Below are 26,420 nucleotides of genomic sequence, written 5' to 3' on the forward strand. Positions count from 1 at the left end.
CACAGCGCGATTTTTTTAGACGGTGAAGCCGAGCATCATCCCGGTATCTTCATGCTCTAACAGATGGCAGTGCGCCATATAGGCATGCTCTTTTGGCGCGTCATGGTCAAACTTAACCAATACCTCGCTCACGCCGCCTTCTACCCGCACCGTGTCCTTCCATCCCGCACGGTGTGCGGCAGGCGCTTTGCCATTCTCAGACAGAATGCGGAACTGCGTGCCGTGAATGTGGAACGGATGCAGCATCATGTCGCCCTGACCAGAAATCACCCAGCGTTCATGCTGCCCTTTTGCCGCGGCAAACATCGGTTTATTCATATCAAACGCCTGACCATTAATCCGGTTGGCATTATGGAAATCAAACGATCCGCCATGCTTCATGTTGCCCATGTTGCCATGCTGCATATTCCCCATCTCACCGTGGTTCATATTGCCATGATTCATATTGCCGTGGTCCATATTGTCATTATTCATATGGCCCATCATCTTTCCATGATCCATACCCGCCATGGCCTGACCGCCGAATTTCTTCATCAGCATTTGCATGCCCATCATATCGAGCATCGGATCCATCGACAGCTGCAGCTTGCGCACCGTCAGACCTTCCAGTGACGGCAGCGATGGCATGGATGTCAGCGTATCCGGCAGCGTGCCGGAAGCGGTAATCAGCAGCGGCTGAACGCGCATCACCGGGTGCGGCTTATCAAATGGCGCAATTGCCATCCCCATCTGGCTGACCGGCAGAGTGACCAGATCAAAAGCTTTGCCGTCACTGACATCCACCAGCACTTCAAAGCGCTCGCCCATCAGCATAGGAAGCTCGGTCACTTTTACCGGTTCCGCCAACAGTCCACCGTCGCTGGCAATGACGTACAAAGGACGATTGTCGCTGGCCGCAATGTTCAGCGAGCGCGCGTTACAACCATTCAACAGACGCAGGCGCAGCCAGCCGCGCGGTGCGGCATGCTGAGGATAAATCGCCCCGTTGGTCAGCAGCGTATCGCCAAACCAGCCGACTGCGGCGGTCATGATGTCCAGTTGATAATCAACCTGCCCATCAGCAGAGAACTGTTTGTCCTGAATAATTACCGGCACATCATCAATTCCCCACTGCTTAGGCAGCATCAGCTTGCGAATCTCTTCGTCTTCAATCAGCACCAGTCCGGCCAGCCCCATCGCTACCTGATGACCGGTCTTTCCATGCTGATGAGGGTGGAACCAGCAGGTTGCCGCGCGCTGATCCGGCGTGAAGGTCACTGAACGTTTCCCGCCCGCCGGGATTATGCCTTGCGGCCCACCGTCGACTTCACCAGGGATTTCCAGCCCGTGCCAGTGCAACGTCGTCTCTTCGGCAAGCTGGTTATGGATATCCACGTTCACCGATTGCCCTTTGTTCAGCTTGACCGCAGGTCCGAGCAGATTGCCGTTATATCCCCAGGTCGTGGCCGTCTTACCGGCAAAGTTTGACTGCCCGGCTTGCACGATCAGCTGGATGCGATTCGAAGCATCGGCGGTTAACAGATCAGGAATGGGTAAGGCGGGACGGTCGGCGGCAAATACGCTCCGGCTCCACAAAGGTAACGATGACGCGACGCCCAGCGCCACGGAGTACTTTAAAAAGTCACGACGTTGCATTCTCACTTCCTTATATTCAGCAGCTTAAGCAGGCTATCTTTTAAGCATAAGCCTTCCCCTTACGGGAAGGTCAAGTGAACGGCTAATAATAAAGGTCGTCGCTTCGCTCGCAGTATGCTAACGTTTAAATTCCGTGATGCAGTGGTAGAAGCAATGAAGACGTTTTTCAGAACAGTTTTGTTCGGCAGCCTGATGGCCGTATGCGCAAACAGCTACGCGCTTAGCGAGTCCGAAGCCGAAGATATGGCCGATTTAACGGCAGTTTTTGTTTTTCTGAAAAATGACTGTGGATACCAGAATTTGCCTAATGGGCAGATCCGCCGCGCACTGGTCTTTTTTGCCCAGCAAAACCAGTGGGACCTGAGTAATTACGACACCTTCAATATGAAAGCGCTGGGTGAAGACAGCTACCGCGATCTCAGCGGTATCGGCATCCCCACGGCAAAGAAATGCAAAGCACTGGCGCGTGATTCTCTGAGCCTGTTGGCCTACGTTAAATAATCTCCGGCGCAATCAGTATTGAGAGAGCCGTTACTCTGGCTGTACCAGCGTCAGGGCAACGGATTGCGCTTTTAATTCAGTCTGCGCGTTTGGCGGTAGATTCACATCGGTAACAACATCGGTAAAGCAACTAAGCGGCGCGACGTTAAATAACGAATGTGCACCATACTTACTGCTATCCGCCAGTAATACCTTCCGTTGGGCATTCGCAATAATTTCCTGCTTTAATCCCGCTTTGTCTTCCGTTGGCGTGGTTACACCCTTTTCCATACTCCAGGTGTTACAACTCATAAAAGCGATATCGGGATAGACACTACGCAACATTTTCCGGCCAAACTCACCAATACAGGACTGGCTGCTGTCATCGATGCGCCCACCGACAATCGTCACCTCTATCTGACGGAATTCTGACAAAAACAGGGCAATGTGCAGATCAACGGTAATCACTCGCAGCGGCAAATGCGTCAGACATTTTGCCAGCTCCAGCATTGTGGTACCGGCATCAAGCACCACGGCATCGCCCGCACGCACCATTGAGGCGGCAAAACGCGCAATCGCCCGTTTCTCAGCAGGCGATCGCAGTTGCTTTTCGTTCGTGGTCGGCTGCGCCGCTTCAAAGCGCCGTAACGCAACACCGCCGTGGCTGCGGCTGATCACGCCCTGCTCATCCAGTTTGATGAGATCGCGCCTGATCGTTGCTGGAGAGGCGTCAACCGCGTCAACCAACTGTTCCACGGTAACCAGCGTATGATTTTTCAAATACGCCACAATCTTATCCAGACGATGTTGCCCTTTCATAACAGTAAATTACGCCAGTTGCATTGCCAGTTTGATCGATACGGCCATGCTCTCAGATTTTGCTTTTCCCGTCCAGGCGATATCAAATGCCGTACCGTGATCGGCAGAGGTACGAATAAACGGCAAACCTGCTGTGATATTTACACCGTCATAGAAACCAAGCAATTTCAGCGGGATATGCCCCTGATCGTGGTACATCGCCACCACCATGTCATATTGACCTTCATAAGCCTGTAAAAACACGGTATCCGGCGGGCACGGACCGTAAACATCCATCCCTTTCGCTTTCATATTCTCAATCGCGGGTCCGACAATACGAATTTCCTCATCGCCAAACAAGCCATTCTCTCCGGCATGTGGATTCACCCCCGCAACGGCAATACGCGGATGTGCAAAGCCTACGCGCTTCAGGAAGGTATCCGCGATACCAATCACCGTTTCGACACGTTGCCCATTGAGCGTATCAAGGAATTTGCGCAGTGCGATATGCGTCGAAACATGGATAACTTTCAGCTTATCGGTGTACAGCACCATCGCGTAGTCACGGCTTTCGGTCAGCGTTGCCAGCAGTTCGGTATGTCCCGGATAATTGTGTCCGCCGAGATGCAGCGCCTCTTTGTTCAACGGCGCGGTCGCGATGGCATGCACATCCCCCTTCATCGCCAGTTCAGTCGCCCGTTTCACACAGCGATAGGCCAGATCGCCCGCCTGGGCCTGTACTTTTCCGGGAACAAGTTCTTCGGGTTGTGCCAACGGCTCATCAATCACATGAATCGTATCTGGCGTAAATCGGGCATCAGCAACCTGTTCGATTGCGCGAAATGTTACTCCGTCAGCCAGCCCCTGAGCCTGCAATCGCTGCAGCGTTTTCAGGCACCCGACCACCACCAGCGGTGCACCATTAAGTTCATCTTCGCGTAGCGCTTTAACAATAATTTCCGGACCAATCCCCGCCGGATCTCCCATCGTAATCGCAATTGTTTTAGTTACCACGGTACATCTCCTCAATAAAATACAGCGCATCGCAAAGGGTCGTATCAGAACCGAATCCACCCGCTTTGGTAATTACCGGCAAGTCGTCAATCTCGCTATTCACAAACGTTCCGCACGGAATACAGGGGGCAACCTCACTGTGGATGCGATACCCTTCAGCACCCAACGCACTGGCGACCGCCGTGGCAATATCGCCTCCGGTCAGGAACAAACCGCCGATACGTGCTTGTTCAATAATGCGCAGCGTTGTCTCCCCAAGACGCTGACTCAGCAGTTCTCCCAACTGCTGGCGACTCATCCCCACGTTGAAGCACAGCGTGTCGATCATGTCCCGGTCTTCTGCACACCGACTGGTACGCAGGATTGTGTGTTGCTGCTGGCTCAACTGCGCGCAAGCCTGTTTAATAACAGAGTCCATTTCCGGTGCAAATGACGATGCAACCAACCGCGCGGCATCGATATCAACAACTTTTGCCCGGCCCTGACATACTGCTTTTTCCACCTGACGTCGCGTTGCCTCACTCATTGAGCCAGCCACAACCAACACCGGTAATTCCTGCTTCTCTTGCATAAACATTCCGGCCGGTAATGCATTGGCCAGCCCTGCCGCCCCTACGAGCAGCGGCATCTTTTTTTGCTCACAAACTGCCTGTGCAATGAGCGCGAGATCTCGCTCCTCCACAGCATCCACCACCACCATACATTCGCCGGCTTTTGCAAAAGCGCTCAGCAGCGCACTCAAACTTCCCCGACGCACATCCACCAGCGACACCTCATGTACAGGGATATCGCTTTGCAGCGCGACCAGTTCAGCAATACGCGAAGAGTGAATAGGCGTTTTTGGATCGCTGGCGAATTCCGTTTCCAGCAGCGGTACACCATGGACCAGGCACAAGCCATCCTGCGTGGTGCGCCCGGCAGCAGGAATCGCCGCCGCAATCACGGCCAGCGTCCGACCGGCTGTACGCATGGCTGCAGTGACTTCAGCGCCCACATTGCCACGGAATGTCGAGTCAATTTTTTTGTATACCAGCGGTGTTGTTACGTCCCCACACCATGGCGCTAACGCCTGTTGTACAGCCGTAGCGGCCTGCATTGCTGGCATCGCCCGGCTTTCCGTATTGATGACCAGAACATCGGCGCGGCGTGACGGTTTCTGCGCTGGGGTCAGCATTACTTCGGTACGCGCCCCTTTTTTCGCCAGTTGTACGCCGGTATCGTTAGAGCCCGTAAAGTCATCGGCGATAACGATCATTTTCATGCTTTCTTCTCCTGCACGGTCTGACGCGCCTGTTTTTTCGCGACCCACGACGTAAGAATTGGCGTCAGGATGGCGGTTGTAATGACTGACGCAGCGATCAGCGGCGCTGCCGCAGCGGCAACCTCTGCCAGCGAGGGATCGGCCTGTGCTATGGCCAGTGGCGTCGCGACGGCGTTCCCCGCCGTACTGGATGCCGCAGCACCAGCAATACCACTCCCGCCAACCAGACGATCGGCACGAATGTTAAAGAAGCCGCCCACAAAGGTGGTCAGCACGCCCAGCAGAATGCCCGCCAAACCGCCTTGCAGCAGCATTTCCAGGTTAATACCGGCTCCAAGGGCAAACGCAAAGAAAGGAATGAGCAGTGGGCCGCCTTTCGTCAGGAAGTCACGCATATTGGCGTCGAGGTTGCCAAGGATCATGCCAACCACCAGCGGAACAAGAACCGCCACCAGCGCCATGATAGGAATATTTGCCATACCCGCCGCGCCCAGCGCTATCATGGTAAAGAAAGGTCCGTCATTCAGAGACAAAATGGAGATCGCGCCGACATCGCGTTCATTGCCAAACTCACCAACCAACGCCGCGTAAAGCCCACCATTGGAGTTACTCATTGCCGCAATAATGGCAACACCACTTAAGCCAAAGATGCCTTCCGCGCCAAACAGGTGTTCAACCCCGAGACCAATCGCAATCGCGACCAGTAACTTGGTCAGCGTAATCGTGCCGCCTTGTAACAAAGCTTGCGGCGCGGCCTTTACACTAATTCCCGCGCCCATACAGAGCAGGAACGCGCCAATCAAGGGAGCCGCGCCATTTTTAAATAAAGCAGTGGTGAATCCACCGATCTGCAACGCCTGCGGGGCAAAAGTGTTGATAATGGCACCGATAACCAACGGCACAACCATCATGCCGCCGGGTACGCGTTCTATTGCCTTCTTGATGTTCATGGTCTTCCCGCCTGTTGTTATGTTGTGATTAAATAAAATCATAAAGATTATATTTAATCAAAATAAGATCACAAACGCGCCAGATCACAGTTTTGGAATGATTAATAAAAATCAAACAATCATTCCAGGCGAAAAAAAGCCGGGGTTGTCTCACCCGGCTTCATTGATATCTGAAATATCTCAGGATTGATGCACAAATTCGCGGTATGCCGCCACAACCTGAAGAAAGTCCTCTACACCACAAAGCGAAAAACTTTCTTCGTCGTAATAGCTCATCCCCTCTTCCATCTCATCTCCAGAGAACTCCAACTGATTAGCGCGAACCATCACTTCTTCGCCATCCAGCCAGAGCGTGTATTCATGCCCTGCTCGCTGCCAGGAGCGCTCACTGCCCTTAACCGCACGCGCCGCCTGTTCCACTTCATCAAGTAAGGCCAGGTTTTCTTTCACTTCTTCATTAAACCAGTGCCCCACCACCTCGTGGCCCATGGACATACGCACTTTTACCACCCCGGTAATATCGCGCAGAAATTCGTAATCCATAATGTCTTCCTCTACTCCCGGCAATGCGCCAATACCGCATCGCGCCTTGCTGTAATTATCGCAGCAGCGCGGCAGAAAAAAAGCGTAGTGGGTATAAGGAATAGAAATAAAAATGCCCGGAGAAGCAGACTTCTCCGGGCATTGATGTGTTTTTACACAAAACGCGTTAGCGCATTACACCGCGGTCTGGAAAATCACACCATCGGCTTTCTCCGTATACTGAGACAGCTGGTCGAAGTTCAGATAACGGTAAGTATCCACGGCAGTTTTATCCACCTGCGCCACATAGGTCTGATACTCTTCCGCCGTCGGCAGTTTGCCGATCAGCGCCGCAACCGCCGCCAGCTCCGCAGAAGCCAGGTAGACGTTTGCCCCGGTACCTAAACGGTTCGGGAAGTTACGAGTAGAGGTCGAGACCACCGTTGCGCCGTCGGCAACACGCGCCTGGTTACCCATGCACAGAGAGCAGCCTGGAATTTCGATACGCGCACCGCTCTTACCGAACACGCTGTAATAACCTTCCTCGGTCAGCTGTGCCGCATCCATACGGGTTGGCGGAGCCACCCACAGACGCGTCGGCAGTTGGCCTTTGTGCGCATCCAGCAGTTTACCAGCGGCACGGAAGTGGCCGATGTTAGTCATACAGGAGCCGATGAACACTTCGTCGATCTTCTCACCCTGTACATCAGACAGCAGACGCGCGTCGTCCGGATCGTTCGGTGCACACAGGATTGGTTCTTTGATGTCAGCCAGGTCAATGTCGATCACCGCCGCGTATTCTGCGTCAGCGTCGGCTTCCAGCAACTGCGGATCCGCCAGCCATTTTTCCATGCCCTGCACACGACGTTCCAGCGTACGACGGTCGCCGTAGCCTTCCGCGATCATCCACTTCAGCAGAACAATGTTAGAGTTCAGATACTCAACGATCGGCTCTTTGTTCAGCTTGATGGTACAGCCCGCAGCAGAACGCTCTGCGGAAGCATCTGTCAGTTCGAACGCCTGCTCCACTTTGAGATCCGGCAGACCTTCGATTTCAAGGATGCGGCCAGAGAAGATGTTCTTCTTACCTTTCTTCTCAACGGTCAGTAGACCCTGTTTGATCGCGTACAGCGGAATGGCGTGAACCAGGTCACGCAGAGTGATACCCGGCTGCATTTTACCCTTGAAGCGCACCAGTACCGATTCCGGCATATCCAGCGGCATCACGCCGGTTGCTGCAGCAAACGCCACCAGACCAGAACCTGCCGGGAAGGAGATCCCAATAGGGAAACGGGTATGGGAGTCACCACCGGTACCTACGGTATCCGGCAGCAGCATACGGTTCAGCCAGGAGTGGATAACACCATCGCCCGGACGCAGGGAAACACCGCCACGGTTCATGATGAAGTCTGGCAGCGTATGGTGCGTATTGACATCCACCGGCTTCGGATAGGCAGCGGTGTGACAGAAGGACTGCATCACCAGGTCAGCTGAGAAGCCCAGGCATGCCAGGTCTTTCAGTTCGTCACGGGTCATTGGGCCGGTGGTATCCTGAGATCCCACGGAGGTCATCTTCGGTTCGCAGTACGCGCCCGGACGGATACCTTTCACGCCGCAGGCGCGGCCAACCATTTTCTGTGCCAGGGAGAAGCCACGGCTGCTTTCCGCCACGTCTTTCGCCTGACGGAAGACGTCTGAGTGCGGCAGACCCAGCGCTTCGCGCGCTTTGGTGGTCAGGCCACGACCGATGATCAGCGGAATACGACCACCGGCACGTACTTCGTCGATCAGGACTTCGGTTTTCAGCTCAAAGCTGGCCAGCAGTTCGCCTGTTTCGTGGTTGCGTACTTCGCCTTTGAACGGGTAAACGTCAATCACGTCGCCCATGTTCATGTTCGACACGTCCACTTCAATCGGCAGTGCGCCCGCATCTTCCATGGTGTTGAAGAAGATAGGTGCAATTTTGCCGCCGAGGCACAGGCCGCCGCCGCGCTTGTTCGGCACATGAGGAATGTCGTCACCCATGAACCACAGCACGGAGTTGGTCGCGGATTTACGCGAAGAACCGGTACCGACAACATCACCCACATAAGCCAGCGGGTAACCTTTTTTCTGCAATTCTTCGATCTGTTTGATCGGGCCAACTACGCCCGGCTGATCCGGTTCGATACCTTCACGGGCGTTTTTCAGCATCGCCAGCGCGTGCAGCGGGATATCTGGGCGGGACCATGCGTCCGGTGCCGGAGAAAGGTCATCGGTGTTGGTTTCACCGGTCACTTTAAAGACGGTAACCGTGATTTTTTCAGCCAGAGCCGGACGGTTCAGGAACCATTCGGCATCAGCCCAGGACTGCATGACCTGCTTCGCATATTCGTTGCCCGCTTTGGCTTTTTCTTCCACATCGTAGAAGTTATCGAACATCAGCAGCGTTGAAGAGAGCGCTTTGGCGGCAATCGGTGCCAGTTTGGCGTCATCCAGCGCGTCGATCAGCGGATGAATGTTGTAACCACCCTGCATGGTGCCCAGCAGTTCAATGGCTTTTTCTGGGGTAACCAGCGGGGAGGTGGTGTCGCCTTTCGCGACGGCAGCGAGAAAACCAGCTTTAACATAAGCGGCTTCATCTACGCCAGGAGGAACACGGTTGATCAACAGGTCTAACAGGAATTCTTCTTCGCCCACAGGCGGGGTCTTCAGCAGCTCGACAAGTGCGGCCATTTGGGTTGCGTCTAAAGGTTTTGGCACAATCCCCTGGGCAGCACGCTCAGCTACGTGCTTACGGTATTCTTCTAGCACGACGATATCTCCTCGCTCTCATTGTCATAATGCGGCGCTTTTGTAGATGGGCGATTCTCTTCACGCTCCTGTGAGACAGTAGTTAGTAGGGTAAATGCCCGGTACCGCATAAGGCACAATAACAGGATTTTCATTAAGTGTTAATCCGTTTACAAAAAAGCAACATAAAAAATTGGCTGAATCGTTAAGAATGGTGTAGCGGCAAGGAGGAACGCAATTCAGGCTACCTAAAACCACCCTGAAACGGTTGATTTTCAAGCGCGAGATGCTGGATTTTCCAGCGACTTTTCAGCCATCAGATATAATTGTGTAATAAATCCTCACACTCTTTTTCCGGACCTACCGGGTGAATCCCCAATAAAAGTCAAAACTGTCTAACACGGGTGAATAATACTCGCGGCAACAGGAACGCCTCACGGCACAGCGCTTGTCTCGTTGGAGTCATTTTATGAAGTTGCCCCTTAAGCCACATCTGCTTGTCCTTTTGTGCAGTGTCGGGCTGTTTGCCGCCTCAGGCGTGATGTTCGTTAAAAGTCGTGCTACGGAGCCTGCAGCTCCGGCCCCCGTTGCACAGCAACCGTCAGCACCGGCTCCAGCGCCAATAGCGGCCCCTGCCCCGGCCGACCAAACAGCGCCCGTCGTGGCACCAACCTACTCGGCAGCACAAATCGATCAGTGGGTTGCACCTATCGCACTCTATCCAGACTCGCTGCTGTCGCAAATTTTGATGGCCTCAACCTATCCGGCTAACGTCATCCAGGCCGCACAGTGGTCAAAAGACAATCCCAAAATGCAGGGCGATGCCGCCATTCAGGCCGTTGCCAGCCAGCCCTGGGATCCCAGCGTGAAATCGCTGGTCGCCTTTCCTCAGTTGATGTCGCTGATGGGTGAAAATCCGCCGTGGGTACAAAGTCTGGGCGATGCTTTCCTTGCGCAGCCAAAAGATGTTATGGATTCCGTTCAACGCCTGCGTGCACTGGCGCAACAGACCGGTGCGTTGCAATCGACACCGCAGCAGACAGTCACTACGAGTGTGAAAAATGTGCCTCCTCCTCGTACCCAAACTCAAGAAAGAGTAACAGTTCAATCGACGGCCCCACCGGCTCCAACGGTAATCAAAATTGAATCCGCCGATCCGCAGGTGGTGTACGTTCCTACCTATAACCCGAATACGGTTTACGGTACCTGGCCGAACACCGCCTATCCGCCAACCTATCTGCCGCCAACGCCCGGTGAGCAGTTTGGTAACAGCTTCGTTAATGGTTTAGGCTTCAGCCTCGGTGTTGCCACAACCTATGCCATCTTCAGCAACATCGACTGGGATGACGACGACGATCACCATCATAATGATGACTGGGATAACCATGGCGGCTATAACCGTAATGGTGATAACAACATCAATATTAACGTTGATAACTTTAATAAAATCAGTGGACAACGACTGACAGACGCCAACCGTACCTGGCAGCACAACCCGGCCTATCGTGAGGGTGTGCCATACCCAAATAACCAGCTCAATAACCGCTTTCACGCCACTAACACGGCTACAGGTTTAAGTTCAACCCAGCAAAGACCGGTCAACCGTGATAGCCAACGCCAGGCTGCGATGAGCCAAATGGAAAAATCAACGGGAAAAATATTCCCGCAGACGGCGCGTACGGGCACGAAAGACGCCCAGCGTCAGGCATCCAGCCAACAGCTGAAGCAAATTTCCCAACGTAATAACTACCGTGGTTACGATACCAAACCGCAAACCGCGAAACGGACAAGCACACAGCAACGTGAGAATCGTCAGGCAGTCGCCCAGCGACAGGAGAAACGGGTCACGCAACCGGCGCAGCAACGCAATGTGCAACAGCGCAATCTTCAACAACGGACCAGCCAGCCACGCGCCAATGCGCTGAGCGGGAACGACAGTCGCTCCGCCAACTGGCAGGCGCAGCAACAGCGAGGGGCACAGAGCCGGCAGGTCGCCCGTAATCAGCCATCGCGCCAGCCTTCTGGCGGGCGTGCTGAACACCGTGAATTCCGTCATCGTTAAGGGAACCGACATGAAAAATAAACTACTCAGTGGAATTGTGTTGTTCATGGTCTCGGCTGCCGCGATGGCACAACAATCCTTCAGCACACCAGAACAGGCGACCGATGCGCTGGCAAACGCGATTAGTGAGCAAAATGAAAGTGCAATGAGCAACCTGCTCGGGGAAAACTGGCGTGATTTTCTACCGCCAGAAGGCGTCGATCCTGATGCGGTTGATCGTTTCCTGCGCGACTGGAAGGTTCGCCATAATACCGTTGTCGACGGCAATACCGCGCATCTGGTGGTCGGGGATAGCGACTGGCAACTGCCAATCCCGGTCGTCAAAAATGCTTCAGGCTGGCAATTTGATATTAAGGAAGCGGCCGAAGAGATCCTGACCCGTGAGATTGGACGTAACGAACTCGCGGCTATCGAGGCGTTACACGCTTATGTTGACGCCCAGCAGAGCTATTTTGCGATGAACCAGAAATACGCGCAAAAGATTGTCAGTTCTGAAGGGAAAAAGGATGGTCTGTACTGGCCTGTTTCACCCGGCGAAGCGCCAAGCCCGCTCGGCCCGGCCTTTAGTCCACAGGAACCTGGCACGGGCTATCACGGCTATCATTTTCGTATCCTTCCCGACAAAACCAGCGGTTTTGCCATGGTAGCCTGGCCTGTTAGCTATGATCACACCGGCGTGATGAGTTTTATGATTAACGGTGATGATAAAGTCTATCAGGCCGATCTCGGCGTTGATTCTCAGCAAAAAGCACAGGCGTTAACCACATTCCATCCGGATAAAACCTGGCAGCCCGTAGCGCCCTGATACCAATTCGAAAGATTAGTTAGCCGGGTAAGGCGTAGCCGCCCCCCGGCAACCCACAGCAAATTACAGGATGTTAGCGACAGATTTCGCCAACTGAGCTTCCAGAACCGGCTTCGCTTCTTCGAACTTCAGATTCACTTTGTTAGCATTAGACACGACGCGAGTCTGATATTTTGCACGATCGCCTTGCGCGCTGCTGGTTTGCAACTTGATACCGGATGTCCCTTGACGCAACGCCGCAACGTTATCCGTTGTCACTTTCGCTTTGCTGCGTTCAGAGATCTGCAGGTCAGTGACCATGGTGTAGTTTACGTCTTCCACCATCGCATCCGCAGCCATGCCGATCAGCCCCGCCGCGATACCAACACCCAGCGCCGCACCAGAGGAGTTGCTATTATAGGCGGTAATCCCCGCACCCAACGCTGCGCCCATCGCGGCACCTTCATAACCCGTTTTCAGGAAGCCCTGAGCTTCACGCAGATCCATTTTGTCCGCTTTCAATACGTTCGCCTGTACCCAGTAATAAGCGCTGTCTGGTGAGCTGGTCACCTTATAACCTTTCGCGGACAGGTCATTTGCCAGCAGAGTTTGCAGGTTACTCATGTCTTTGTCAGAGGTATTTTTTACCTGAATGTAGACGGTCTTCTCGCTGGAAGGCTCCAGCCAGATGGTTTCACTCATCTGCGTTTTCACTTCAAGGTTACGTTTTTTAACGGCGGTGGTCATCGCGCCACAACCGGTCAGTGTCATTGTCGCGACAATCATGCCAACAACCGCGATTTTTTTTAAAGACATGTATTTTCCTTTTTTCGTGTAATAGAGAGTCCAGAGCCTCTTAACCGCGCGGCCAGTAGCCACACAATGGCGAAAAAAGTATCGGCAGTTGCGCAATTTTTTTTAGTGGAGATATCAATAAGATGACTACCAGAACTGGTAGCTTTCGGAAAAAAAAAACGCCTCCGAAGAGGCGTTTTCACAAAAGCGGGAAGATTACTTTTTCTTCGCTTTCGGGTTCGGCAGGTCGGTGATGCTACCTTCGAACACTTCAGCGGCCAGACCAACGGACTCGTGCAGAGTCGGGTGAGCGTGGATGGTCAGCGCGATGTCTTCAGCGTCACAGCCCATTTCGATCGCCAGACCAATTTCACCCAGCAGCTCGCCGCCGTTGGTACCGACAATCGCACCACCGATCACACGGTGAGATTCTTTGTCGAAAATCAGTTTGGTCATACCGTCTGCGCAGTCAGAAGCGATAGCACGGCCAGAAGCAGCCCACGGGAAGGTGGCGGTTTCGTAGCTGATGCCTTTTTCTTTCGCTTCTTTCTCAGTCAGGCCAACCCATGCAACTTCTGGTTCAGTGTACGCGATGGATGGAATAACTTTCGGATCGAAGTAGTGTTTCTTACCGGCGATAACTTCAGCGGCAACGTGACCTTCGTGAACACCTTTGTGCGCCAGCATCGGCTGACCGACGATATCGCCGATAGCAAAGATGTGCGGCACGTTGGTGCGCAACTGTTTGTCAACGCGGATGAAGCCACGGTCATCAACTTCAACGCCAGCTTTGCCCGCGTCGAGGTTTTTACCGTTCGGTACACGACCGATAGCTACCAGCACAGCATCGTAACGCTGAGCTTCGGCAGGGGCTTTTTTGCCTTCCATGGAAACGTAGATACCGTCTTCTTTCGCTTCAACGGCGGTCACTTTGGTTTCCAGCATCAGGTTGAATTTCTTGCTGATGCGCTTGGTGAAGACTTTAACCACGTCTTTGTCGGCAGCTGGGATAACCTGGTCGAACATTTCAACCACGTCGATCTCTGAACCCAGTGCATGGTACACGGTACCCATTTCCAGACCGATAATACCGCCGCCCATAACCAGCAGGCGCTTAGGAACAGTTTTCAGTTCCAGCGCGTCAGTGGAGTCCCACACGCGCGGATCTTCGTGCGGAATGAACGGCAGTTCGATCGGACGGGAACCCGCCGCGATGATCGCGTTGTCGAAGTTGATTACGGTTTTGCCGTTTTCGCCTTCAACTTCCAGGGTGTTCGCCCCGGTAAATTTACCCAGACCGTTAACCACTTTCACTTTACGGCCTTTGGCCATACCAGCCAGACCGCCAGTCAGTTGAGTGATAACTTTTTCTTTCCAGGTACGAATCTTGTCGATATCGGTTTTCGGCTCGCCAAAAACGATACCGTGTTCAGCCAGCGCTTTGGCTTCTTCGATAACTTTTGCTACGTGCAGCAGCGCTTTAGAAGGGATACAGCCGACGTTCAGACAAACACCACCGAGGGTGCTGTAACGTTCTACGATGACGGTCTCCAGACCTAAATCTGCGCAACGGAAGGCAGCAGAGTAACCTGCAGGGCCTGCCCCAAGTACCACGACCTGAGTTTTGATTTCAGTGCTCATCATGACCTCTTAATTTATACCCGTCGTCCACCGGGTCGTTCTATCCGCCCGTATTTTACAAAATTGTTAACAATTTTGAAACAACAAACGGCAACCGATTTGTCTTTCGCACAATAACCTCACTGACTTCATGAGATTACCAGAAAAAAGCCGGCCGTCGGGCCGGCTTTTTCGCTTACATCACCAGGCGGCGAATGTCAGACAGCATGTTGTTGATGATGGTGATAAAGCGCGCACCATCCGCACCGTCAATTACACGGTGGTCGAAGGAGAGCGAAATCGGCATCATCAGACGCGGCATAAACTCTTTACCGTTCCACACTGGCTCCATAGAGGACTTGGAGACACCGAGGATAGCCACTTCCGGCGCGTTCACAATCGGCGCGAAGTGGGTAGTACCCAGGCCACCGATGCTGGAGATGGTGAAGCAACCGCCCTGCATTTCGCCAGCAGTCAGCTTGCCATCACGCGCTTTCTTGGAGATCACGGTCAGTTCACGAGACAGCTCGGTAATGCTCTTCTTGTTCACGTCTTTGAAGACCGGAACAACCAGACCATTCGGAGTATCAACCGCTACACCGATGTTGATGTATTTCTTCAGGGTCAGGCGCTGACCGTCTTCAGACAGGGAGCTGTTGAAGCGCGGCATCTGTTCCAGAGCAGCGGCAACGGCTTTCATGATGAAGACTACTGGGGTGAATTTCACGTCCAGTTTACGTTTTTCAGCTTCGGCGTTCTGCTGTTTACGGAACGCTTCCAGATCGGTGATATCGGTCTTATCGAAGTGAGTAACGTGTGGGATCATCACCCAGTTACGGCTCAGGTTAGCACCAGAGATTTTCTGGATACGGCCCAGTTCCACTTCTTCGATTTCACCAAACTTGCTGAAGTCCACTTTCGGCCAAGGCAGCATGCCCGGGATACCGCCGCCTGCTGCTGCAGCCGGAGCCGCTTCAGCACGCTTGATAGCGTCTTTCACGTAAGCCTGAACGTCTTCACGCAGGATACGACCTTTACGGCCAGAACCTTTCACTTTCGCCAGGTTCACACCGAATTCGCGCGCCAGGCGACGAATCAGCGGTGTTGCATGAACGTAAGCGTCGTTTTCAGCAAACTCAGATTTGCCTTCCGCTTTCGCGGCCGGAGCTGCGGCTTGCGCAGGTGCTGCGGCCGGAGCCGGAGCTGCTGCTTGTGCTGGAGCGGCTGCAGGTGCTGCGCCTTCGACTTCGAAGACCATAATCAGAGAACCGGTTTTAACTTTGTCACCGGTGCTGATTTTGATTTCTTTCACGGTGCCCGCGAACGGTGCCGGAACTTCCATTGACGCTTTATCGCCTTCAACGGTGATCAGTGACTGCTCAGCGGCAATTTTATCGCCCACTTTAACCATCACTTCAGTGACTTCGACTTCGTCACCGCCGATATCCGGTACGTTAACTTCTTTCGAGCCGGAAGCAGCCGGAGCCGCCGCTGCTGCTGGAGCAGCCGCCTGAGCCGGTGCTGCAGCAGGCGCTGCGCCCGCTACTTCGAAGACCATAATCAGGGAACCGGTAGACACTTTGTCGCCAGTGTTGATTTTGATCTCTTTAACGGTACCTGCGAACGGTGCCGGAACTTCCATTGACGCTTTGTCACCTTCAACGGTGATCAGAGACTGTTCAGCCGCAACGGTGTCGCCCACTTTAACCATGATCTCGGTAACTTCAACTTCGTCGCCGCCGATGTCCGGTACGTGTACGTCTTTCGCCGCCGCAGCAGCAGGTGCTGCTGCCGGAGCCGCTTCTTTCTTCTCTTCTGCCGGAGCAGGTGCAGCTGCTGCTGCACCGTCGGCGGAATCGAAAATCATGATCAGTTTGCCGGTCTCAGTTTTATCGCCAACAGAGACTTTAATCTCTTTAACGATACCAGCCTGAGGAGACGGAACTTCCATAGAGGCTTTGTCGCCTTCTACGGTGATCAGCGACTGTTCAGCTTCAACTTTGTCGCCCACTTTGACCAGGATCTCGGTGATTTCAACTTCATCAGCCCCGATGTCCGGTACATTGATTTCGATAGCCATTATTCTTTTACCTCTTACGCCAGACGCGGGTTAACTTTATCTGCATCGATGTTGAATTTGGTGATTGCGTCTGCAACCACTTTCTTATCGATTTCGCCACGTTTAGCCAGTTCGCCCAGGGCCGCTACAACCACGTAGGAAGCATCAACTTCGAAGTGGTGACGCAGGTTTTCACGGCTGTCAGAGCGACCGAAACCGTCGGTACCCAGTACGCGATAATCATCAGCCGGTACATAAGTACGAACCTGTTCGGCAAACAGTTTCATATAGTCAGTAGATGCTACTGCCGGAGCGTCGTTCATCACCTGAGCGATGTACGGAACGCGCGGAGTTTCCATCGGGTGCAGCATGTTCCAGCGCTCACAATCCTGGCCATCACGCGCCAGTTCAGTGAAGGAGGTTACGCTGTAAACGTCAGAACCTACACCGTAGTCGTTCGCCAGGATTTGTGCTGCTTCACGGACGTGACGCAGGATAGAACCGGAGCCCAGCAGCTGAACTTTACCTTTCTTACCTTCGAGGGTTTCGAGTTTGTAGATACCTTTACGGATACCTTCCTCGGCACCTGCTGGCATTGCCGGCATGTGGTAGTTTTCGTTCAGCGTGGTGATGTAGTAGTAAACGTTCTCTTGTTTCTCACCGTACATACGCTCCAGACCATCGTGCATGATGACCGCAACTTCGTACGCGTAAGACGGATCGTAAGAGATACAGTTCGGGATAGTCAGAGACTGAATATGGCTGTGACCATCTTCGTGCTGCAGACCTTCACCGTTCAGCGTCGTACGACCGGAAGTACCACCAATCAGGAAGCCACGAGCCTGTTGGTCGCCTGCCTGCCAGCACAGGTCACCGATACGCTGGAACCCGAACATGGAGTAGTAGATGTAGAACGGAATCATCGGCAGATCGTTGGTGCTGTAAGAGGTCGCAGCAGCCAGCCAGGATGCGCCAGCACCCAGTTCGTTGATACCTTCCTGCAGGATCTGGCCTTTCTCGTCTTCTTTATAGTAAGCAACCTGCTCACGGTCCTGCGGGGTGTACTGCTGACCGTTCGGGCTGTAGATACCGATCTGACGGAACAGACCTTCCATACCGAAAGTACGTGCTTCGTCAGCGATGATCGGAACCAGACGATCTTTGATCGACTTGTTCTTCAGCATCACGTTCAGGGCACGAACGAAAGCGATAGTGGTGGAGATTTCTTTGTTCTGCTCTTCCAGCAGCGCACCGAAGTCTTCCAGAGCCGGCAGTTCCAGCTTCTCAGTGAAGTTCGGCTGACGAGCTGGCAGGTAGCCATGCAGTTTCTGACGCTGAGCGTGCAGATAAGTGTGCTCTTCAGAACCTTCCGGGAAGGTGATGTAAGACAGGTTTTCAACCTGCTCATCGGTCACAGGAACGTTGAAACGGTCGCGGATATAACGCACGCCGTCCATGTTCATTTTCTTAACCTGGTGAGCGATGTTTTTACCTTCAGCGGTGTCACCCATGCCGTAACCTTTAATGGTATGGGCCAGAATTACAGTTGCTCTGCCTTTGGTTTCCTGCGCTTTTTTCAGTGCAGCGTAAACTTTCTTCGGATCGTGACCACCGCGGTTCAGAGACCAAATCTGCTCATCAGTCCAGTCAGCAACCAGTGCTGCGGTTTCCGGGTATTTACCGAAGAAGTGCTCACGTACGTATGCGCCATCTTTAGATTTGAAGGTCTGGTAGTCGCCGTCAACGGTTTCGTTCATCAGCTGGATCAGTTTACCGCTGGTGTCTTTACGCAGCAGCTCATCCCAACGACCGCCCCACATGACTTTGATAACGTTCCAGCCAGCGCCCGCGAAGATGCCTTCCAGTTCGTTAACAATCTTGCCGTTACCGGTTACCGGGCCGTCAAGACGCTGCAGGTTACAGTTGATCACAAAGACCAGGTTGTCCAGTTTTTCACGGGTCGCGATGGTGATCGCACCTTTTGATTCTGGCTCATCCATCTCGCCGTCGCCCAGGAAGGCGTAAACGGTTTGTTTAGAGGTATCTTTCAGACCACGGTGTTCCAGATATTTCAGGAATTTAGCCTGGTAGATAGCACCGATTGGGCCCAGACCCATAGATACGGTCGGGAACTGCCAGAATTCTGGCATCAGTTTCGGGTGCGGGTAGGAAGACAGGCCTTTGCCATGTACTTCCTGACGGAAGTTGTTCATCTGCTCTTCAGTCAGACGACCTTCCAGGAATGCGCGTGCGTAGATGCCCGGAGAGATGTGGCCCTGGAAGTACACCAGATCGCCGCCATCTTGCTCGTTGCGTGCACGGAAGAAGTGGTTGAAGCAAACATCATATACCGTTGCGGAGGACTGGAAGGATGCCATGTGGCCACCCAGCTCGAGGTCCTTTTTAGACGCGCGCAGTACGGTCATGATGGCGTTCCAACGGATAGCAGAACGAATACGACGTTCCAGCTCCAGATTGCCCGGGTATTCCGGTTCATCTTCAACGGCAATAGTGTTTACATAATTGCTGGCCCCTGCACCTGCCGCTACTTTCACGCCGCCTTTGCGGGCTTCTGAAAGCAGTTGGTCGATCAGATACTGAGCACGCTCAACACCTTCTTCACGGATGACCGATTCGATCGCCTGTAGCCAGTCGCGAGTTTCGATCGGATCCACGTCATTTGGGAAACGTTCTGACATGGGGGTATTCCTTATCTATCTAATACGTTGAGTTATCTGGAACCTGTCCCATTACGTTCTCGCCAGAGAGCGTAATAAGACAGGTTCTGCGTTTAGTTGCCGCGCACTTTATATGGCGCTTGATTTACAACATCTTCTGGTTAACGTTCTGCCAGAAAAATCACTAATTCTTTCGTTGCTCCAGACGGCGTAAGGCGCGTTCACGACGGCTTTCCTCACGGCTTCTGTCCAGCAGAATCTCTTCGATAAACGCCAGGTGACGGTGGGACGCTTCACGCGCCTCTTCCGGCTTCCCGGCAATAATTGCTTCAAAAATACGGGTACGGTGACTGCTAACCAATGGCAGCATTTCACGACGCGCATACAGCAATTCGAAGTTTTGCCGAACGTTCTGGGCCAGCATCGGCTCCATACACCTTAGCAAATGGAGCAGCACCACATTATGTGCCGCTTCGGTGACAGCAATTTGATACTGGAGTACTGCATCAGATTCACCGTCAAGATCGCCGGACTGTTGAGCAAGCTCGATCGCATGGTGGAGTTCACGGATACGCGTTTTGTCTTCATCCGTGCTGCGCAGTGCAGCGTAATAAGCTGCAATACCTTCCAGCGCATGGCGCGTCTCAAGCAGGTCAAACTGGGATTCAGGATGGTCGGAGAGCAGCTCTACCAGTGGGTCGCTAAAGCTCTGCCACAGGCTGCTCTGAACAAAAGTGCCACCGCCCTGACGACGAAGCAGTAACCCCTTCGCTTCAAGGCGTTGGATCGCCTCGCGTAAGGAGGGGCGGGAGACGTCGAACTGTTTTGCCAGCTCGCGTTCCGGTGGGAGTTTTTCTCCGGGGCGAAGTGTCCCCTCAAGAATTAAAAACTCCAGCTGCTGCTCAATCACATCGGAGAGTTTTGGTTGGCGGATTTTGCTATAGGCCATGATTTCCTGTCTTAAGCCATTTGCCCGGAGTCAATTGGTCTTACCAATTTCATGTTCTTGACGCTAAAGTAACAAAGTATTCACCTTCTGTCCATACAGGTTTTGATTGAAATCAGTAAAGGAGGCATATTTTAACAACATTACAGAAATAACGTTTCAAACATGTAACTATGCACAAATGTTAAATTTACCCACCTCGAGGTAGTTTTAACGGAATTGAAACGAAAAATTATCTCATCTGAACCGATTCACCTGCTTATTTATCGATACTTAAATCACTATTAATGAATAGAAATTCAAAATGGAAATTTTGTGGTAGATAAACTCGCATTTACAAATGGTTTCTTTTTATTCAATTCGTCATCTTCCCCGCATAAAGCAGGTGCATTCGCGCTCGCATATCATTATTCTGATCAAGACAAAAGTATTAAGGCAACATTTTATAAAAAGCATCTGTAAACAAATTAATACAACAAACGGAATTGCAAACTTACACACGCATTACTGCGTAGTTCAAAAAATAAGTACTCGAAATATGAAGAGTAAAACCACACACGAGGTTTCATGATGGAAAGTCAACAGCATGGCGATCAGCTCAAGCGCGGTCTTAAGAACCGCCATATACAGCTAATCGCGCTGGGTGGCGCGATTGGTACCGGGTTATTCCTCGGTAGCGCATCCGTTATCCAGTCTGCAGGACCGGGTATTATTCTGGGTTACGCTATTGCCGGCTTTATCGCCTTTTTGATTATGCGTCAGTTAGGTGAAATGGTGGTTGAAGAGCCGGTAGCAGGCTCCTTTAGCCACTTTGCTTATAAATACTGGGGCAGTTTCGCGGGTTTCGCCTCTGGCTGGAACTACTGGGTACTGTACGTGCTGGTTGCCATGGCTGAGCTGACTGCAGTCGGTAAATATATCCAGTTCTGGTACCCGGAGATCCCAACCTGGGCCTCTGCTGCAGCCTTCTTCGTGATTATCAACGCCATTAACCTGACCAACGTGAAAGTGTTTGGTGAGATGGAGTTCTGGTTCGCCATTATTAAAGTCATTGCTGTCGTCGCGATGATCATCTTCGGCGGCTGGCTGCTGTTCAGCGGCAACGGCGGGCCGCAGGCCAGCGTCAGCAACTTGTGGAACCAGGGGGGCTTCCTGCCGCATGGCTTCACCGGTCTGGTGATGATGATGGCGATTATCATGTTCTCTTTCGGTGGGCTGGAGCTGGTTGGGATCACCGCAGCAGAAGCGGATAACCCGGAGCAAAGCATTCCCAAAGCAACCAACCAGGTTATCTACCGTATCCTGATTTTCTATGTGGGTTCGCTGGCGGTTCTGCTTTCCCTGATGCCGTGGACGCGCGTTACAGCTGATACCAGCCCGTTTGTCCTTATTTTCCACGAACTGGGCGACACGTTTGTTGCTAATGCCCTGAACATCGTGGTGCTGACTGCTGCCCTTTCTGTCTATAACAGCTGTGTGTACTGCAACAGCCGTATGCTGTTCGGTCTGGCACAGCAGGGCAATGCGCCGAAAGCGCTGATGAACGTCGACAAGCGCGGCGTGCCGGTGAACACCATTCTGGTTTCCGCACTGGTGACGGCTCTGTGCGTGCTGATCAACTACCTGGCGCCAGAATCTGCCTTTGGCCTGTTGATGGCGCTGGTAGTTTCCGCACTGGTGATCAACTGGGCAATGATTAGCCTTGCGCACATGAAGTTCCGCAAAGCCAAACAGCAGCAGGGTGTTACCACCCGCTTCCCGGCGCTGCTCTATCCGCTGGGTAACTGGGTGTGCCTGATTTTCATGGCTGCAGTACTGGTGATTATGCTGATGACGCCGGGCATGGCGATCTCGGTGTACTTAATCCCGGTATGGATTGCTATTCTTGGCATTGGTTACCTGTTCAAACAGAAAACGGCCGGCACGGTTAAAGCACATTAATTTTTCCTCCCCCACCTACGCCAGGTGGGGGTTGTTACCTGCCTCACACTTTCCCACTCACGACTGTTTAGTCCATATCAGCGGCGTTATCCTGCAACGCAAAAACACCGGTGCCAGACAATAATTCTCTCCATATCTCATTCATGGAGTGCAGTTGATGGAAACCAGTAAGCTCACGGTGAAAGAAAAGATTGGCTATGGAATGGGCGACGCCGGATGCAACATCATCTTTGGCGCCATCATGTTGTTTGTTAACTATTTTTACACAGACATTTTTGGACTCGCACCTGCACTGGTCGGCGTATTACTGCTCTCAGTACGCGTTATCGATGCCGTTACCGACCCTATAATGGGCGCAATGGCCGATCGCACCCGCAGCAAATATGGTCGATTTCGTCCATGGCTTTTGTGGATGGCTTTCCCGTACGCATTATTCAGCGTACTGATGTTTACCACCCCTGAGTGGACATATAACAGCAAAGTTATCTATGCCTTTGTTACCTATTTCCTGCTCTCAATTACCTATACGGCGATCAATATCCCCTATTGCTCTCTCGGCAGCGTCATCACCAACGATCCGCAAGAACGCGTCGCCTGCCAGTCATATCGCTTTGTATTGGTAGGAATTGCAACTCTGCTGCTCTCCCTTACCCTGCTCCCCATGGCCGACTGGTTCGGCGGGGAAGATAAAGCCAAAGGGTATCAAATGGCGATGGCGGTACTGGCCTTCATCGGCATGTGTATGTTCCTTTTCTGCTTTGCAACCGTCCGTGAACGTGTACGCCCTGCTGTCCAGACCAATGACGATTTAAAAGCCGATCTGAAAGACGTATGGAAGAACGATCAATGGGTAAAAATCCTGCTATTAACCTTGTGCAACGTCTGTCCGGGTTTTATTCGCATGGCTGCCACCATGTACTACGTGACCTGGGTTATGCAGCAGAGTACACAATTTGCGACGTTGTTTATCAGCCTTGGCGTTGTAGGCATGATGATCGGCAGCATGTTGGCGAAGGTGTTAACCGATCGCTGGTGCAAACTGAAAGTGTTCTTCTGGACCAATATCATCCTGGCGATTTTCTCCGCCGCGTTTTACTTCTTCGATCCGAAAGCCACCATGATGATTATGGTGCTCTACTTCCTGCTCAACATCCTGCATCAGATCCCATCTCCGCTGCACTGGTCGCTGATGGCGGATGTCGATGACTACGGCGAGTGGAAAACCGGTAAACGCATCACCGGGATCAGCTTCTCCGGCAACCTGTTCTTCCTGAAACTGGGCCTGGCGATTGCCGGAGCGATGGTTGGCTTCCTGCTCTCCTGGTACGGCTACGACGCTGGGGCGAAAACGCAAAGCGACTCCGCCATTAACGGTATTATGCTGCTGTTTACCATCATACCTGGCGCAGGCTACCTGATTACTGCAGGCGTGGTTCGTCTGCTGAAAGTTGACCGCGAGTTTATGCAGCAAATCCAGACAGATTTAGAAAAGCGCCGCGCCAACTACCGTGAACTGAATGAATACCACGATATAAAAACGACTGAAACCGTAAGGAAAGCCTAATGAATCAGTGGCCAAATCCCTTTATTGAACAGCGTGCCGATCCGTTTATCTTACGTGACGGTAGCCACTACTATTTCATTGCTTCAGTACCTGAATATGACCGGCTGGAGATACGCCGGGCCGACTCGCTGGAAGGGTTGCGCACTGCCGCCCCGGTTATCATCTGGCGCAAGCCAGAAAGCGGCCCCATGAGCCAACTCATCTGGGCGCCCGAAATCCATCATCTGGCAGGCAAGTGGTACATCTATTTTGCCGCCACCCACACACAGTCGCTCGACAAGCTGGGGATGTTCCAGCATCGCATGTTTGCGCTCGAATGTGCCGACACCGATCCGCTGACCGGAAAGTGGACGGAGAAAGGTCAGATTAAAACGCAGTTTGATACCTTTGCGCTCGATGCCACCACCTTTAACCATCAGGGAAAACAGTGGTATCTATGGGCGCAGAAATCGCCCGATATCGCCGGAAACTCCAATATCTATCTCGCAGAACTGGAAAATCCATGGACGATTAAAGGCGAGCCGGTCATGCTAAGCCATCCTGAATATGACTGGGAATGCCGGGGTTTTTGGGTCAACGAAGGTCCTGCCGTCATGGTTCACGGCGACAAGTTGTTTATCAGCTATTCCGCCAGCGCTACCGATGAGAACTACTGTATGGGATTATTGTGGATTGACTTAGACGCAGATCCGCTCAACCAGCAGAACTGGCACAAATCACCGCGCCCGGTCTTTACCACCAGCTATGAAAACCGCCAGTTTGGGCCAGGACACAACAGCTTTACGCAAACGCCAGAAGGTGAAGATGTGCTGGTGTATCACGCGAGAAATTACACTGAAATCGAGGGCGATCCGCTGTACGACCCAAACCGCCACACTCGTCTGAAGCTCGTGCGTTGGAACGAAAACGGCATGCCAGATTTTGGCATCCCGCCTGCTGATACGAACTAAACCGTTGCACTGCCCGGTTGCGCTAACGCTTACCGGGCCTACACGTTTTTCCATTGTAGGCCGGATAAGCGTTAGCGCCATCCGGCACAACGCTATACTAATGCCCCATAAATGGTCAGCAACGCAATAATCACCACCACCACAAATGAGGTCTTCTTCGCCATCGAAACAGCCGCTTTTGGCGTTTCGACTTTATCGGTATGAGGTTCGCGCGCCAGCGAGAACTGCGCCAGACGCGTAAGCACCTGATATTGCGAAGTATGCAGATCAGCAAGCGACGCAAACCAGGCTGGCAACGCCTTCTCGCCGTGTCCTAACAGCGCATAGACCACGCCCGCCAGACGCACCGGGATCCAGTCCAGCACATGCAGGATCGCATCAATACCCGATTGCAGACGCTGGTGCGGTGTCTGGTAACGCGCCAGCCAGGACTGCCAGGCACGTAAAAAGGCATAACCAACCAGCGTCACAGGTCCCCACGGGCCACCGACAATCAGCCAGAATAACGGCGCCAGGTAAAAGCGAAAGTTGTTCCATAACAGCGCGTTCTGCAGTTCAAGCAGGAACTCACGCTCGTCACAGTCCGGCGGAACACCATGGATAAGCGTCAGCTCGCTGGCCATCGCCTCACGAGCGTGAGCGTCATCGCGAGCGGCCGCGTTCAGGTAAGCGTGATAGTGAAGGCGCGCCTTGCCTGCGCCGATGCACAGCAAGCCAATTAAGATCCACGCCACCAGCAACGGAACGTTAAACAGCAGCCCATGAAGTGCGCGCAGTAGCAGAAACGTCACTCCCATCGCAATAAGAGTCATGCCTACCGTACGCATCATCGAGAAATGCTTAATCCGGCGGAAAAAAGCTTCAACTCGGTGATCAAGCTGCCAGTGCTCACCCAGCTTAAACAGGCGTTCAACAATCAACACCAGTAATGTTGTAAACAGCGTCATGTCATCTCCTTGTGCGACGAGGGGGTGACCAGGGCGCGAAACCTTGCCCAGTCAAATGAGGGCCCGGGATCGGTCTTACGCTCGGGCGCAATATTGCAATGTCCTGTCATATTGTTAGCAATAGCCGGATAACGCGTAATCAGGGCATTGGTCACGGCTGCCAGTTGCTGGTACTGCGCGTCGGTATAGGCCAGCGTATCCGTCCTTTCCAGCTCAATACCAATTGAGAAATCATTACAGCGTTCACGGCCCTGATAGCTCGAGACGCCGGCATGCCAGGCGCGTTTATCAAAGGGGACATACTGCACGATTTCACCATCACGGCGAATTAAACAATGGGCCGAAACGCGCAAATGGGCGATTCCGGCAAAATAAGGATGGGCGTTGGGATCAATCGTGCCAGTGAACAGCGCGTCTATCCACGGGCCGCCAAACTCGCCGGGCGGCAGGCTGATATTATGCACCACCAGCAGAGAAGGGTTTTCGTCATCCGGGCGGCAATCGTAATGCGGAGAGGGAACGCGTCGCGCCTCTGCCAGCCAGCCCTCGTCTAACAACATGCAGAATCTCCTTATTGGTGGTGCTCATATCAGGTTCAGGGTAGCATGTTTCCACCTTATGATTCGTTAGCAATTTGGAGTT

The 26,420-nt window shown here is 52.9% G+C and carries 20 protein-coding genes; 6 read left to right on the forward strand and 14 right to left on the reverse strand.

The annotated features are described in order from the left end of the window. Positions 1-15 precede the first annotated feature (15 nt). Positions 16-1,635: a multicopper oxidase CueO gene (gene cueO / locus OGX66_RS17660; protein WP_065945013.1), complete on the reverse strand. Its 1,620-nt coding sequence runs from the start codon at positions 1,633-1,635 to the stop codon at positions 16-18. Between the two features lie 153 nt (positions 1,636-1,788). On the opposite strand from cueO, the gene OGX66_RS17665 reads away from it, so the two are divergent. Further along, positions 1,789-2,136, forward strand: coding sequence for a YacC family pilotin-like protein (locus OGX66_RS17665; protein ID WP_003018667.1), 348 nt, complete (start codon positions 1,789-1,791; stop codon positions 2,134-2,136). A gap of 30 nt (positions 2,137-2,166) precedes the next feature. Here OGX66_RS17665 and OGX66_RS17670 read toward each other — a convergent pair whose 3' ends face one another. The 6 genes from OGX66_RS17670 to acnB all read right to left on the reverse strand — a co-directional run bounded on the left by OGX66_RS17670 (position 2,167) and on the right by acnB (position 9,453). Beyond that, the gene (locus OGX66_RS17670) at positions 2,167-2,934 is read right to left on the reverse strand and encodes a DeoR/GlpR family DNA-binding transcription regulator (RefSeq protein ID WP_008786221.1); all 768 of its coding nucleotides are present in this window, start codon (positions 2,932-2,934) and stop codon (positions 2,167-2,169) included. Between the two features lie 9 nt (positions 2,935-2,943). Next, positions 2,944-3,927 (reverse strand): D-threonate 4-phosphate dehydrogenase, encoded by a 984-nt coding sequence (locus OGX66_RS17675; protein ID WP_032937567.1) that lies wholly within the window; start codon positions 3,925-3,927, stop codon positions 2,944-2,946. Further along, complete coding sequence (dtnK, locus tag OGX66_RS17680; RefSeq protein WP_204529142.1) at positions 3,917-5,188, reverse strand: D-threonate kinase; 1,272 nt, start codon at positions 5,186-5,188, stop codon at positions 3,917-3,919. Before dtnK ends, OGX66_RS17675 begins: the two co-directional genes overlap by 11 nt. Continuing rightward, complete coding sequence (locus tag OGX66_RS17685; protein WP_032937563.1) at positions 5,185-6,138, reverse strand: 2-keto-3-deoxygluconate permease 1; 954 nt, start codon at positions 6,136-6,138, stop codon at positions 5,185-5,187. The genes dtnK and OGX66_RS17685 overlap by 4 nt, the downstream gene beginning before the upstream one ends. A 180-nt stretch (positions 6,139-6,318) precedes the next feature. Then, positions 6,319-6,681 carry a protein YacL gene (yacL, locus tag OGX66_RS17690; protein ID WP_020996227.1) on the reverse strand — a complete coding sequence of 121 codons (363 nt, stop codon included), beginning with the start codon at positions 6,679-6,681 and terminating at the stop codon, positions 6,319-6,321. Between the two features lie 174 nt (positions 6,682-6,855). Continuing rightward, positions 6,856-9,453 (reverse strand): bifunctional aconitate hydratase 2/2-methylisocitrate dehydratase, encoded by a 2,598-nt coding sequence (acnB, locus tag OGX66_RS17695; protein WP_003829483.1) that lies wholly within the window; start codon positions 9,451-9,453, stop codon positions 6,856-6,858. A gap of 448 nt (positions 9,454-9,901) precedes the next feature. On the opposite strand from acnB, the gene OGX66_RS17700 reads away from it, so the two are divergent. Next, a complete protein-coding gene (locus tag OGX66_RS17700; RefSeq protein ID WP_171862049.1) occupies positions 9,902-11,494 on the forward strand; it encodes a DUF3300 domain-containing protein in 1,593 nt (530 codons plus the stop codon). Positions 11,495-11,504: 10 nt separating this feature from the next. Next, positions 11,505-12,299: a DUF2950 family protein gene (locus OGX66_RS17705; RefSeq protein WP_061549279.1), complete on the forward strand. Its 795-nt coding sequence runs from the start codon at positions 11,505-11,507 to the stop codon at positions 12,297-12,299. 63 nt (positions 12,300-12,362) lie between these two features. On the opposite strand, the gene traT is transcribed toward OGX66_RS17705, so the two are convergent. From traT to pdhR, 5 genes are all read right to left on the reverse strand, one after another. Next, entirely contained in the window at positions 12,363-13,094 is a 732-nt protein-coding gene (gene traT, locus OGX66_RS17710; RefSeq protein WP_003837465.1) for a complement resistance protein TraT, read from the reverse strand. A 195-nt stretch (positions 13,095-13,289) separates the two neighbouring features. Then, positions 13,290-14,714, reverse strand: a complete 1,425-nt coding sequence (lpdA, locus tag OGX66_RS17715) for a dihydrolipoyl dehydrogenase (RefSeq protein WP_003018686.1) — start codon at positions 14,712-14,714, stop codon at positions 13,290-13,292. A 175-nt stretch (positions 14,715-14,889) separates the two neighbouring features. Further along, positions 14,890-16,773: a pyruvate dehydrogenase complex dihydrolipoyllysine-residue acetyltransferase gene (gene aceF, locus OGX66_RS17720; RefSeq protein ID WP_049002743.1), complete on the reverse strand. Its 1,884-nt coding sequence runs from the start codon at positions 16,771-16,773 to the stop codon at positions 14,890-14,892. A 14-nt stretch (positions 16,774-16,787) separates the two neighbouring features. Beyond that, positions 16,788-19,451 (reverse strand): pyruvate dehydrogenase (acetyl-transferring), homodimeric type, encoded by a 2,664-nt coding sequence (gene aceE, locus OGX66_RS17725; protein ID WP_003845758.1) that lies wholly within the window; start codon positions 19,449-19,451, stop codon positions 16,788-16,790. A 163-nt stretch (positions 19,452-19,614) separates the two neighbouring features. Next, complete coding sequence (gene pdhR, locus OGX66_RS17730; RefSeq protein WP_003018699.1) at positions 19,615-20,379, reverse strand: pyruvate dehydrogenase complex transcriptional repressor PdhR; 765 nt, start codon at positions 20,377-20,379, stop codon at positions 19,615-19,617. Between the two features lie 564 nt (positions 20,380-20,943). Here pdhR and aroP point away from each other — a divergent pair. The 3 genes from aroP to OGX66_RS17745 all read left to right on the forward strand — a co-directional run bounded on the left by aroP (position 20,944) and on the right by OGX66_RS17745 (position 24,831). Continuing rightward, positions 20,944-22,317 carry an aromatic amino acid transporter AroP gene (gene aroP / locus OGX66_RS17735; RefSeq protein ID WP_085951556.1) on the forward strand — a complete coding sequence of 458 codons (1,374 nt, stop codon included), beginning with the start codon at positions 20,944-20,946 and terminating at the stop codon, positions 22,315-22,317. Between the two features lie 157 nt (positions 22,318-22,474). Further along, complete coding sequence (locus tag OGX66_RS17740) at positions 22,475-23,881, forward strand: glycoside-pentoside-hexuronide (GPH):cation symporter (protein WP_003845756.1); 1,407 nt, start codon at positions 22,475-22,477, stop codon at positions 23,879-23,881. After that, on the forward strand, positions 23,881-24,831 hold the full coding sequence (locus OGX66_RS17745; protein ID WP_088902741.1) for a glycoside hydrolase family 43 protein: 951 nt from the start codon (positions 23,881-23,883) through the stop codon (positions 24,829-24,831). The genes OGX66_RS17740 and OGX66_RS17745 overlap by 1 nt, the downstream gene beginning before the upstream one ends. 92 nt (positions 24,832-24,923) lie before the next feature. On the opposite strand, the gene ampE is transcribed toward OGX66_RS17745, so the two are convergent. Then, positions 24,924-25,778: a beta-lactamase regulator AmpE gene (ampE, locus tag OGX66_RS17750; RefSeq protein WP_286512009.1), complete on the reverse strand. Its 855-nt coding sequence runs from the start codon at positions 25,776-25,778 to the stop codon at positions 24,924-24,926. Next, complete coding sequence (gene ampD / locus OGX66_RS17755; protein ID WP_286512011.1) at positions 25,775-26,338, reverse strand: 1,6-anhydro-N-acetylmuramyl-L-alanine amidase AmpD; 564 nt, start codon at positions 26,336-26,338, stop codon at positions 25,775-25,777. Before ampD ends, ampE begins: the two co-directional genes overlap by 4 nt. Positions 26,339-26,420 lie beyond the last annotated feature (82 nt).

Origin of the sequence: Citrobacter sp. Cf072 (genome assembly GCF_030334485.1) — a bacterium.
Lineage (GTDB): Bacteria > Pseudomonadota > Gammaproteobacteria > Enterobacterales > Enterobacteriaceae > Citrobacter > Citrobacter freundii.